A 12,232-nucleotide genomic window follows, 5' to 3' on the forward strand; every position below is an offset into this window, starting at 1 on the left:
TCGCTGTGCCGACGGCCGTCGCCGCCGTCACGGGAACGGGTGCGGGACGCGGTGGATCTGACTGTCGGTCAGGTCGCTGCTCCGCAGGCCGCCCCGGCGCAGCGCGGTCCGCAGCCGGGGCATCAGCAGCGCCCGCTGCCGGGTCCAGCCGAAGTCGATCGGCAGCAGGCCCGGCACGATCGTGCACACCGTGCGCAGGCCGATCCGCCGCTGCTCCGAGGTCGTCTGGTCCACCACGATGACGTCGTGCCCGGCCCGGACCAGCTCGTCCCGGCAGAACAGCAGGTCGTCGAGGAGGTCCCCGGTGCGCGGCCGGATCCGCTGCCGCCAGTCCCGGTAGACCTCCTGGACCGGCCGCACACCGGCGGGTTCCAGGTAGCCGCGGGCGTACCGCGCCATCCGCGGCAGACCGTACAGCTGGGCGTGGTCCTTCAGGTGCCGGACCTTTCCGAAGTCCTGGGCCATGGCCTCCAGCTGCTCCTGCCGCTCGCCGACCTGGCGGGGCAGGTGCGGGATGTAGGTGAGCACCTCGGACAGCGCCCCCTCCAGTGCGGCCTCCGGGTCGAAGCCCGCGCCGGCCCCGAAGGAGAGCGTGCCGGGGCCGCCGTCGCGGCGTACCGCCAGGCCGGTCACGACCGGGACCGCCAGGTCGATCCGGTTGTCGAAGGCATGCACGTCGTAGCCCTGCAGCGCGGCCCGGTCGACCATCGCCCGGACCGTGCGGCTGTCGACCGAGCCGAGGTCGATCTCGGGCAGTCGGGCGCCGCCGTACCAGGCGAGCAGGAAGGCGTCGCGCTCGATGAGTTCGAGCAGTCCGCCGAGGATCGCCTCCTCCAGGCAGCTGCCGACGGCGCAGCCGTTGGAGCACTCGAAGACGAAGTTGTCCGAGGCCAGGCCCGCGCTGTAGTAGGCCAGTCGGGCCGGGACCAGGATCGGGCGTTCGTCGCGCAGGGAGTAGCCCCACACCCAGGGGATCTCCCGGTCCGGGGAGAAGGGGCTCAGCATCGGGTCGTCGCGGTAGGTCTCGGGTGCGTACAGGCCGCACTCGGCGGGGTCGAGGGCGTCGGCGCCCAGGTGCGCGTAGGAGTCGGTGAGCAGGGTGGTGGTGCGCCGCCGGTGGGTTCCGGCGTAGCGCTCGAGCCCTTCCAGGAAGGCCAGGCTGCGGCTGGCCCCGAAGCCGTTGGCCTGGCCGCTCCAGGTCACGTCGGTCAGACCGGCGTAGCCGCGCATGAACACGCTGCCCATCACCGCCGCGGTGGTCGGCGAGGTGAGGCTCATCCCGGTGGCGCTGCCGAGCGCCCCGCACACCGGGTTCGCCAGGGCCGCGGCCGGCATCGGGTACGAGGCGGCGGAGCGCAGCCGGTAGCTGCCCCCGGTCGGCTTGGGGCGGCTGCGCAGCCGCAGCCGCGCGGCCTCGGCGGTGTCCGGGCCGTGCTGGGCGCAGACCGGGCAGAGCGGGTCGGCGAGCAGCGGAAAGGTCCGCACCTGGAGGGTGGCCAGATCGAGCCGGGAGACCTGCGGCAGGGCCCGGTCGGCCGGGTCGGGCCCCGGCCGCTCCGGGCCGGGGCCGGCGGTGACGGCCTGGTACAGCGCGCCGACGGCGTCCAGCAGGTAGTCGGGGAGCACCGGCCAGCTGCCCACCGCCCGGGGGCCGGAGCCGGTCTCCAGCGCGTTCCGCTCGGAGCGGCTGCGCAGCCGCTGCCAGCGCCTGGCGAGGCAGTGCGCGCAGGCGTCGTCCTCCGGCCCGCCCCAGGGGCCGATCAGCACGGCCTGCGCACTGAGCTGGACGGCCGCGGTGCCGGGCGGAACGGGGGCCGGCACCGGGCCGAGCGCGTCGGCGGCGCCCAGGGCGAGCACCGGCGGGGCGGCGCTGATCCGGTCGTCCAGGAAGCGCTGGAGCTGCCGCCTGGCCGCTTCCAACGGCGCGTCGGCGCGCACCGCCTGATCGGTCGTCAGGGTCATGAGCTGTTGCTCCAGCGGAAGGTCCTCAGGGTGAGCAGGCAGAAGACCAGGCTGAAGGCCGCGAGGCCGCCGGCCGCCACCGCGATGTCGCCGAGGCTGCCGCTGCCGGTCAGCGAGTCGGACACCCCGTTGTTGAGGTAGCGCAGCGGCAGCGCCCAGGAGAGGGTCCCCACCCACGAGGGCATCTCCTCCAGCGGCAGGAAGGAGCCGGACAGGAAGGCCATCGGCACCATCATGCAGTTGGCGATGGCGCTGACCGACTCGGAGGTGTTGGCGAGGTTGCCGACGAACGCGCCGATCGAGAGGAAGGCGGTGACGCCCAGCACCAGGACGGGGATCACCAGCGGCCACCGGCCGTCGATCTTCAGTCCGAACACCGGCAGCATGCCCGCGGCGATGAAGAGCACCGACTGCGCGGCGACGACGATCAGCGCGAGCACATAGCGCGAGCCCAGCACGGTGGTCAGCTTGGTCGGCGTCATCCGGATCAGCCGGAGCAGGTCGCTGCCGCGCCACCGCATCAGGGTGAACGCCACGCTGAACACGGCGGCGTTGGCGACACCCCAGGAGAGCACGCCGGGCGCGGTGTAGGAGATGTACGGGCGCCCGGTCTCGGGGATCTTCTGGCCGCGGAAGATCAGCCCGAAGATGACCAGGAAGAGCAGCGGGAACGCGAAGGTGAAGAAGAGGGTGGCCTTGTCCCGGGTCTGGGCCCGGAAGCCGGCTCCGGTCAGTGCGGCGTAGGCGCTCATGACTGCTGCTCCGAGCTCTGGAGGTGTCCGGTGAGGTCGAGGTAGATGTCCTCGAGGGTGGCGGTGCGGGTCTGTACGTCGTGCAGGCCGATCAGCCGGTCGACCGCCGACAGCACCCGGCCCGGCTCACTGGTCTCCAGGACCAGCGAGCCGCCCTCCGCGGTGACCCGCCGCACGTCGGGGATGGCGGCGCCCTCCTCGACGGTCATCCGCTCGGCGGGCACCAGCAGCCGGGTCGGCAGGCCGGAGCTCGCCACCAGGTGGTGCGGGGTGTCGAGCACGGCGACCCGCCCGTCCACCAGGATCGCCACCCGGTCGCACAACGCCTCGGCCTCGTCGATGTGGTGGGTGGTGTAGACGATGGTGCGGCCGGCCGACTTCAGGGCCCGCAGCACCTTCCACAGCTCGCGCCTTGCCTGCGGGTCCAGGGCGGCGGTCGGCTCGTCCAGGAAGATCAGTTCCGGGTCGTGGACCAAGGCGGAGGCGATGGCCAGCCGCTGCCGCTGGCCGCCGGAGAGCTTCTCCACCCGGGTGTCGCCCTGCTCGGTGAGCTGGACCGAGGCCAGGGTGCGTTCCGCCGCCGCGCGGTCGGCGCCGTAGAGCGCGGCGACCGTGCGCAGGTGCTCGCGCGCGGTCTGCCGGACGAAGAAGGCCGAGGACTGGGTCTGCACGCCCAGCCGCGGCAGCAGCGCGATGTCGCGCGGCCACGGCGGCCGGCCGAACACGGTGACGGTGCCGGAATCCGCCTGGCGCAGGCCCTCCATCATCTCGATCAGGGTGGTCTTGCCCGCGCCGTTGGGGCCGAGCAGGCCGAAGAACTCCCCCGGACGCACCTCGAACGAGACCCCGGCGACCGCCTGGCGGTCCCCGTACCGCTTGCGCACCTCCTCCAGGAGGATCACCGGGCCGGGGGCAGCTTCCTGCCGGATCGTGGACTGGACGGAAACCGGTTCACTCATGGCGTTCAATTCCTTCGGCAGTGACGATCGTGGTGAGTCAGTGGAGAATCAACCGGCCGGCCGTGAGCAGCAGCGCCGCGGCAACGGCGGCGCAGAGCAGGGCGGTGGCCAGTCCGTACAGGCCGTAAACGAGGTGGGCCCGCCGGGAGTACGCGGCGAGCCGGGTTCTGGCCTCCGGCCCCCGGCTCAGCCGCAGGCCGAGGTAGCGGCGGGTCTCGGTGGCGTAACCGGCCAGCCCCAGCGCATTGCTGAGCATGGCGTACCCGTCCAGCGGCGGCAGCGGCACCAGGTTGACCAGCGCCTGGGCGCTGCCGAGCAGCAACAGGCCGGAGAGCGCCCGCCGGGCGTCGCCGCCCGGCGGCAGGGCCGCCCACCAGGCGCAGAACGGCAGCAGGAAGACCAGGTTCATCAGGGCCCCGGCCCCGGAGATGACCACCTGCTGCACCCGGCTGCGCAGATACGGGTAGTCCTCGACGGTGCAGTACATGAAGGCCATCGGCACCCGCCAGTGCAGGCCGATCTCGGCGACCCCGGTGCCGTACGCCTGCGCCGCCACCGCGTGCGCGAGTTCGTGCAGGGTGATGCTCAGCCAGAGCAGCACCAGCGCGCCCAGCAGCAGGGCCGGACGCTGGGCCAGCCACCAGGCGCCCCGGCCGAGTTCGCCCAGGTGCAGCCCGAGCAGCAGCTCCATGGCCACGACCAGGGCCAGCAGCGGCAGTTGGACCGCGGGCCGGAGCACCGGACGCAGCGCCCGGTACAGCCGTCCGGAGCTGGCCTGGGCGTCGGAGACCAGCCGCCAGGTGCCCTTGAGCGGGGTGCCCTCCAACCTCGGCCTGTGGACCGGGAGTCCGGCCGGCGCCGGGCTTTCCGGGGCGCCGCCCGGGGCGCCGGCCAGCAGGCCCCGGGAGCCCAGCAGGCCGAGCAGCTGCTGCCAGTTCTGCTCGCCGAGCCGCCGCCCGAACTGCCGTCCGTACTCCTCGCCGAGGTCGTCCAGGCTGCGCAGACCGTCCATCCGGGCCAGCAGGAAGCACTCCTTCACCCCGATCTCGAAGGACGAACCGCTACCGGGGTCCTTGATCCGGTGGACCGTGGCCGGCCCGCGCAGCCGGGCCGGGCCGAGCAGCAGACCCGGGCGGAGTGCGGGTCGGTACGCGCCGAGTTCGCCGGGCGCGAGGGTCATCTGTCCGCCACCTCCCCCGCCGAGTCGCGCAGCGCCTGCCCCAGCACATGGGCGAGGTAGGCCTCGTCGCTGATGGTCACATGCATCCGATTGTTCGTCATATGCATGTAGGGGGACAGCAGTCGCGGCAGCGCCAGCGCCGGGTCGGTGACCCGCTCCTCCTGGGTGCCGTCCCAGGACCGGAAGACCAGGTCGCCCTTGACGGCCAACTCGGTGGCACGCTGCCGCAGTTCGGTGCAGTGCGCGGCCCAGCCGCGGAGGAAGGCCGGCAGCCGGCCCGGCTCCCCGGAGGCGACCGCCTCGCGGATCGCGCCGAAGCGGCGGCTCAGCGCACCGGACATCTCCGCGTAGTTGCGGCTGAAGTCCCGGTCCTCGATGTAGCCGGTGCCGGGGAAGGAGCGGCGCCAGAACTCGTAGTAGCCGTCGAGGTGCTCCGCGACGTCCTTCGCCTCGGGCAGGAAGCAGGCGGCCATCACCATCATCAGCTGGCCGGAGGTGCCGAGCAGCACCGAGCGGAGGTGCAGGTTCATGCTGCCGAAGGCCTGGATCGCCAGGTCGCTGGAGTGGCGGAAGTGCCACTCGGCGAGCTCCACCCCGGCCGGGCCGCCGTACTTGCCGTACTCGGGTTCGTACGGCTCGTAGGAGAAGGAGTTGTTCTGACGCATCCTCATATGGCCGTCCGGGCCCAGGTATCCCTGGCGCTCGCGGTCGGGGAACTCGGTGTCGAGCAGGGTCTTGTAGAACTCGCCCAGCACGCTCGGGTCCACGTCGTACAGCGCCGGGCGGCTGCGCAGGAAGTCGCCGATCGCCTGCTCGGCCCGGCGGCGCAGCTCCGCCGTGCCCGCCGCGGTGGCGGGCTTGAGGCGCAGCCGGATGTGCGGGCCCTCCAGCCAGTAGTTGATGAAGAAGTACCCGTCGAGCAGGCCGTCCGCGGTCAGCCCGGCCACCAGCGGGGCGATGCACTCGATCAGGACCGGCTGCGGGTTGGCGGCGTAGAAGATGTGGATGGCCTGCCACTCGCCGGCGGCGGACTCGGCGGCGGACTCGGCGCCGGGGCGGTGCGGGGTCAGGTGCGGCATGTCGGGTCGTCCTTCGCGCGTCGGGTGGAGCTGTAGGTCTCCACGGCCAGTTCCGCCACATGGGTGCCGCGCCGCGACACGACGTGCAGCCCGTTCTCGGCGGGCAGCATCTCCCGCAGCACCACCTGCGTGTCCGGCCCCTTGACCAGGGCGTCGAGGGCGGTCAGCGAGAGGTGGCTGGAGAAGTCGACGTACTGCGGCTTGGCCCCCGCCGCGCCCCTCGGGCCGCTGGCGACGGTGGCGAAGACCTGGTCGGGCAGCCCGTGGGTGGACCGCCAGCGCTGCCAGTCGAGGAACCACTCCGCGTCGGTGCCGCCGGGCGCCCGCGCGGGCAGGGCGTCCCCGGTGGTGGTCCAGCTGCGGCGGCTCAGCACCACGGCGCCGTGCCGCACCCGGGGCCGGGAGGTCACCCCGTCCCTGGCCTCGCCCTCCGGGACGCCGGCCCACAGGTCCGGCGGCGCCATCGAACTCGGCGACAGCAGCAGCAGGGTGCGCGGCAGTTCGGGCAGCGCCAGCGGCACCAGGTAGCCGACGTAGATCGGCACCACCTCGCGCCCCAGCCGGGTCGAGCGCAGCACCAGCCGGTCGCTGTCCGCGTCGTGCTCGACGTACAGGTCGTCCAGCCGGATCCGGTTCTGCTCCGGCACGGAGCTGGTCTCGCCCGGGCAGACGATCTCGTACTCCGTCAGCCGCCCGTGCAGATTGAGGTTGCTGGTGACGGTGCCGCCGGTGACCTCGGCCAGCACCGCGCCCTCGGGCTGGATCCGCGCGGTCTCCGCCCGCAGCGCGTCGGACAGGGCGCTGCCGCCCGGCCCGTCGTAGACATGGGTGAAACGGCTGAACGGGAAGGACAGGCCGCCGTAGTTGCTGTTGAGCACCACCAGCGGCTCGCCGTCCTCCTCGGTGAGCTGGATGTGGTGGCTCTGCGGGGCGAACTCCGGCGCTGCCGGGGCGAGTTCCGCGGCCACCTCGGCGAGGTGCCGCTCGGTGAGCCGGATCTCCCGGTCGGTGCCGCCGACCGCCGCCCAGCGCTCGCGCATCCGGGCGATCAGGGTCCGGCGGCCGGCGTCGATCGCCTTGATCCCGGCCAGGCCGAGCCAGTTCTCCTCCGGGACGTACTCGCCCTGCTCGTCGAAGGGCTTGCGCCGCATGCTGAAGGTCACGTACTGCTCGTAGAAGTCCTCGTGGAAGTTGTGCACCAGGGTGAGCAGGTCGTCGCAGCGGCCCCCTCGGCCGTAGCGGGCGACGAAGAACCCCTTGAAGGTCAGCCGCTGAGGCAGCGTCAGGTCGAAGGCGGGCAGGATCCCCTCCACCGCGCGCAGCGCCCCGCCGGACGGCTCGGTCCAGGCCCGCAGGTCGACCTCGGTCCCGGTGCCGGCGCTGACGTCCTCGTAGAGCAGGGTCTGCGGCAGAGTCGCCTCCGGGCTGCCCAACTCCGCCTGCGCCGCCCGCAGTCCGGCCCGCAGGTCGCGCAGCAGGGTGCGGCGTTCGGCGACACCCGCGGCCGGATAGCGGGCCAGGCAGTCGGCCGGTCCGTCGAGGCACGCGGCCAACCGGTCGGCCCAGGGCCGGTGCAGGGCCCGCAGGGCGTCCTGGAACGACCCCAGCGGGTCGGCGGTGTGCACGTCGGTCTCCAGGCAGGGCGCCTGCACCATGCCCACCTCCAGCAGCGCCGCCACATAGCGCTCGCAGCTCTCGCGCTCCGCGCCGTGCTCGGCCTCGAGCCGGTCCACCAGATCGCGGTAGGTCGGCGAGGGCCGCTGCTCGAAGTAGTCGAGCAGCTGCTCAAGGACGCCGCTGCGGCGCAGGAAGAACAGCCGGTCGCGGACCGACTCGAAGGCGACGGTCGCCTCGTCGTCACCCGCGGTCACCCAGCGCCGGACGTACCTGACCCGGTCCTGCTCCCGGCCCCAGCCAGAGGCGAGGGCGACCGGGAGGTCGGCCCGGCGGACCGGGTCGGCGAGGACCAGTTCGGCCAGCCGGCCCAGCACGACGACGTTGAGGCGCACATGGCTCGACCACTGCTCGTCGATCCGGACGGTACGGCCGACCCCGGCCCCGGCCTCGCTGCCGGCCGCGCTCCCGGCCCCGCCGTCGCCGAAGCGGCCGAGGGCCACTCCGGTGAAGGTGCTGAACGGGCTGGTCTTGCAGGCGGTCCGGTAGAGGTAGGCCAGCACCGACCGCTCCACCTTCCGCAGCCGCTTGTCCGGCCGCGCCGAGCGGTCGTCCACAAAGGCGTCGAGCTGTCCGTCGAGCGTCGGGGAGGCCAGCAGCAGGCCCATCCGCAGCCGGTCCTCGGAGACCAGCCGGCGCAGTTCCGCGCGGGTCCGGTCGAGATCCGCCGCGACCAGGCGGGTGCCCTCGGCCCGCAGCTCGCCCAGGTGCTGCCGGTCGCGGATCCAGTCGGCGGCGATCCTCCCGGTCTCCCGGTCCAGGTCGCCGACCATCCGGGCGGCGGCCTCGGGGTCGCCGGGCAGCCGGTTGTTGAAGACCTGGCGGCGCAGCGCGAGCAGCCGCCGGCGCAGGGCCTCCTCCTCGCTGCTGACGCCGGTGGCCTTGACCAGGTCGTGCAGGGCGTCGCTGAGCAGGGCGCCGCGGCCGAGCAGCCGGTCCTCGGCCGCCAGCACCTCGTCCGCCCAGCGGCGGCTCTCGGCGCCGCGCAGGGCGTGCACCGTCTCGACGGGCAGTCCGGCGACCCGGAGCACAAAGCGCCGGCCCGGCTCCCAGCTGGTTTCCAAACTCACAGGTTCCCCCATCGCCGGATCAGACGATTTCGTAGTGGAAGTCGGCGGGGTTCGGCCGCTCGTAACCGAGCAGCATGATCAGCAGCGCTGCCTCGCCGTCGCGGTCGAGGCCGAGCTCCTCGGCGAAGGAGAGGTTGTCGAAGCCCAGGGCGACCCCGGCGCCGAGGCCCATCGCGGACGCCACCGTGTAGAAGGTCTGCGAGACCGCCCCGACCGTGGCGTTGACCAGCCGGTAGCCCCGGTCCCCGACCGCGTCGAGCACCGCGGTGGTACGCACCGCGGGCACCAGCACCGCACCGGCCTGTTCCAGGTTGTAGTTCGGCAGGTTGTAGTTGCGCTGCAGGAAGGCGCCGGAAGGACCGGCCTTGACCAGGCACAGCGCATGGGCCACCGGGTCGTAGGCGTACGCCCCCGGCGCGATCCCCTCGACGTGGTTGACGAAGGCGTACAGCGTGGCCAGCCGGGGCGTGCCCGCGCCCGCGGCGGCGGCGCCGACCGAGGACCCGGCGGAGGCGGCCAGGGCGGTGGCCAACTGAGCGGCGCTGAGCGGGCGGACCGCGTCGAAGCGGCCGAAGCTGCTGCGGCGGGCGCGCACCGCCTCCCGCACGCCGACGTCGGGCAGTTCGGGGTCGGGAAGGGCGATCCGGTCACCCCTCGGCGGCACCGCGGCGGCCGGCTCCAGCGCCCCGGGCGCCGGGCAGTCGGCGGCCCCCTCGGCGGTGGCGGCGTGCATCCGCAGCAGGGCGTCGAAGCGCAGGACCGTGTGCGACCGCTCCTGGTCGCGGTGGCGGACCGGTACGCCGGGCGCGGGGCGGTCGGCCGCCGCCGGGTCCGCGCCGTCCCAGGCCAGCGGGACCACCGCGAACAGGCCCTCCTCCTCGCCGGGCACCCCGAGCAGCCGGTTCAGCCGGGCCTCGTCGAACCACAGCGGCGCGGGATCCAGGCGCAGGCCCCGGGCCCGGGCCCAGATCCGCCAAGTCTGCAGCACGGTGCCGACGTCCATGCTGACGGCGTGGAAGGAGAAGCTGTTGTACTTGAAGGAGTTCTGCCAGTACTTGATGCCGAGCACCAGGTACTGGTCGGTCGGACCGCCGGCCGCCGCGCCGCCCAGCGCCTCGCGGACCTCGCCGGAGACGTCCCCGGCCAGCAGCAGCCGCACCGCGTGCTCGGACGGGGAGTAGGCGTAGATACCCGGGGTCAGCGGCCCGCTCGGTCCGGCCACCCAGTAGACGCTGACCGGGTACAGGCCGCCGCCGGAGGCGGTCCCCCGGGACCAGTTGGCGTGGGTGTAGCGCGGCAGCGAGGCCAGGTCCGTGTTGGCCTGGACCGCGAGCCGCCGCCCGACCAGGCCGTAGGAGTCCTGGAGCATCCCGGACAGCGCGCCCAGGGTGAACGCCCCGGTCGGCGCGGGTCTGTCGGGGCGCCAGCGGTCGGGCAGGCAGCCGTCCGCGACGCTGCCCTCGGCGCCGTCGTCCCCGGCGGGGAGCGGGAATACGAGGGCGTCCGGGTAGAACTTCTCCTTCCTCGGCCGGTCCACCCAGTCGGGCTCGAAGCCGACCGGCTCCATCTGCACCCGGGCGCGGTTCATCACGGCGACCGCATACTCATGGGCGTATCCCATGTGGGGACTCCTCTCTACGGGGCTGCGGGAAAGGGCTACGGGAAGGGGTGCGGGGCCGGGTTGAAGTCCGCGGGCTCCAGGTCGCGTTCGCGCAGACCGGCCTCCCGCAGCGCGCTGCGCAGCCGCGGCATGCCCAGGGCGCGCTGCCGGGACCAGCCGAAGTCGATCGGCAGCAGGCCGGGGACGAGCACCTTGACCGTGCGCAGGCCGAGGGTGCGCTGCTCGGGCATGGTCTGGTCGACGACGACGATGTCGAAGCCGGCGCCGGTGACCGCGCTGACACAGCGTTCGAGGTCGTCGCGCAGGTCGGCGGAGACCCGGGCCCCCTGGGCGTCCGGCCACCACAGGTCGTCCACCGAGCTGTAGCCGCCCCGTTCGCCGAGCAGGAAGGCGGCGTGCTCGCCCATCTCCGGTATCCCGTACACCAGCGGGTGCTGGTGCAGGTCCCGCACCTGGGAGAAGTCCTCGGCCATGGCCCGCAGCGCGGGTTCCTCCCGCCCGGCGCGCTCACGGAGCTTGACCGCGTCGGTGGCGATCTCGCAGAGTGCGGAGTCCAGCGCGGACTCGGGGTCGAGCCCGGCGCCGGCGCCGAAGCACATCCGGCCGAAGCCCCGGTCGAACCGCTCCGCCACCGCGGTGACCACCGGGATCGGAAAGCTGATCCGGGTGTCGAAGAACCGGGCCCGGTAGCCGTACATCGCCAGCCGGTCGACCATGTGGCGGGTGGTGGCGCGGTCGCTGGTGGCCGGGTCGATCTCCGGCAGCTCCTGCTGCCCGTACCAGGCGAGCAGGAAGGCGTCGCGCTCGACCGCCTCCATCAGGCCGAAGTAGACGGCCTCCTCCAGGCAGCCGCCGGAGGCGCAGCCGCTGGAGCTCTCCTGGACGAACCGCCGTTCCAGGCCCGGGGTGTGATAGTACGTCAGGATCTCCGGGACCAGCCGCGGCCGGTGGTCGCGGAGCGAGTACCCCCACACCCAGGAGATCGCGCCGGTCGGCGAGAACGGCTTCACCCAGGGGTTGTCCCGGTAGAACGCGTCGGAGTACAGGCCCGTCTCGCGCGGGTCCACGGCGTCCGCGCCGAACTCCGCCAGGGTGCCGGTCACCGTGGTGGCCTTGCCGCGAACCCGCATCCCGGCGTAGCGCTCGACCCCTTCCATGATCCCGATCCGCGCGCTGTCCGCGAGGTTGTCGCCGTGGCCGCCCCAGTAGATCTGCCGCAGGTAGTCGCCGGCCCGCATGGAGAACCAGCCCATGGTCGCCGCGGTCGAGGTCGAGGCCACGTCGTGGACGATCGAGGGACTGAGCGCCCCGCACACCGGATTGACGAAGTCGGGCACGTTGATGGCGTAGTCCCGCAGCGGGCGCAGCCGGAACACTCCCGGCCGGTACTTCGGGGCGGGCCCCAGGGTGAGCACGGCGCCTTCGGCCGTGTCCGGTTCCGGCCGTCCGCAGCTGGGGCACTCCGGATCGGGGATCAGGGCGTAGTGACGCACCATCAGGGTGTTCAGGTCGATCAGATGGACATCGGGGAAGGCATCCGGCTCCGGCCGCACGCCGGCCGCGGCGACCAGCCCGGCGACCAGTGCGGCGACCGCGTCGGCGGCGAACGGTGTGGCGTACGGCCAGGGTCCGGCCGCGCGGGTGCCCGAGCCCAGTTCCAGGGCGTCCCGCAGCTGGGGCGAGCGGACCGCCTGCCAGCGCCGGGCCAGGCAGCGCGGGCACGGGCGCTCCCTGGTCGCGGAGGGCAGCGGGCCGACGATCACCTGCCGCCCGTACACCCGCACCGGGACCGCGCCGGGCGCCGCCCGGTCCGCCGGGTCGTCCGGCTCCTCCGGCCCCGCCGCGAGTGCGTCCCGCAGGCCGAGGGCGGTCACCCGGACCTGGACGTCGTGCGGACCGCGCCGGATCAACTCCGCCAGTTCCCAGCAGAGTTGC

At 73.5% G+C, this 12,232-nt stretch carries 8 protein-coding genes; all 8 read right to left on the reverse strand.

What is annotated here, in order from left to right:
• Window positions 1–27: 27 nt before the first annotated feature.
• The 8 genes from ACEZDG_RS24250 to ACEZDG_RS24285 are packed head-to-tail and all read right to left on the reverse strand — an operon-like array spanning window position 28 to window position 12,216.
• The gene (locus tag ACEZDG_RS24250) at window positions 28–1,962 is read right to left on the reverse strand and encodes a TOMM precursor leader peptide-binding protein (protein ID WP_380513042.1); all 1,935 of its coding nucleotides are present in this window, start codon (window positions 1,960–1,962) and stop codon (window positions 28–30) included.
• Window positions 1,959–2,714 (reverse strand): ABC transporter permease, encoded by a 756-nt coding sequence (locus ACEZDG_RS24255; protein ID WP_380513044.1) that lies wholly within the window; start codon window positions 2,712–2,714, stop codon window positions 1,959–1,961. Before ACEZDG_RS24255 ends, ACEZDG_RS24250 begins: the two co-directional genes overlap by 4 nt.
• Window positions 2,711–3,673 carry an ABC transporter ATP-binding protein gene (locus tag ACEZDG_RS24260; protein WP_380513046.1) on the reverse strand — a complete coding sequence of 321 codons (963 nt, stop codon included), beginning with the start codon at window positions 3,671–3,673 and terminating at the stop codon, window positions 2,711–2,713. The genes ACEZDG_RS24255 and ACEZDG_RS24260 overlap by 4 nt, the downstream gene beginning before the upstream one ends.
• Window positions 3,674–3,710: 37 nt before the next feature.
• Window positions 3,711–4,853, reverse strand: coding sequence for a peptidase M50 (locus ACEZDG_RS24265; RefSeq protein ID WP_380513048.1), 1,143 nt, complete (start codon window positions 4,851–4,853; stop codon window positions 3,711–3,713).
• On the reverse strand, window positions 4,850–5,932 hold the full coding sequence (locus ACEZDG_RS24270; RefSeq protein ID WP_380513050.1) for a lantibiotic dehydratase C-terminal domain-containing protein: 1,083 nt from the start codon (window positions 5,930–5,932) through the stop codon (window positions 4,850–4,852). The genes ACEZDG_RS24265 and ACEZDG_RS24270 overlap by 4 nt, the downstream gene beginning before the upstream one ends.
• Entirely contained in the window at window positions 5,920–8,688 is a 2,769-nt protein-coding gene (locus tag ACEZDG_RS24275) for a lantibiotic dehydratase (RefSeq protein ID WP_380513052.1), read from the reverse strand. Before ACEZDG_RS24275 ends, ACEZDG_RS24270 begins: the two co-directional genes overlap by 13 nt.
• Before the next feature lie 7 nt (window positions 8,689–8,695).
• Window positions 8,696–10,297: a nitroreductase family protein gene (locus tag ACEZDG_RS24280; RefSeq protein WP_380513054.1), complete on the reverse strand. Its 1,602-nt coding sequence runs from the start codon at window positions 10,295–10,297 to the stop codon at window positions 8,696–8,698.
• A 35-nt stretch (window positions 10,298–10,332) separates the two neighbouring features.
• Window positions 10,333–12,216, reverse strand: a complete 1,884-nt coding sequence (locus ACEZDG_RS24285; protein ID WP_380513264.1) for a TOMM precursor leader peptide-binding protein — start codon at window positions 12,214–12,216, stop codon at window positions 10,333–10,335.
• Between the last annotated feature and the right edge of the window lie 16 nt (window positions 12,217–12,232).

Source organism: Streptacidiphilus alkalitolerans (assembly GCF_042511045.1).
Classification (GTDB): domain Bacteria; phylum Actinomycetota; class Actinomycetes; order Streptomycetales; family Streptomycetaceae; genus Streptacidiphilus; species Streptacidiphilus alkalitolerans.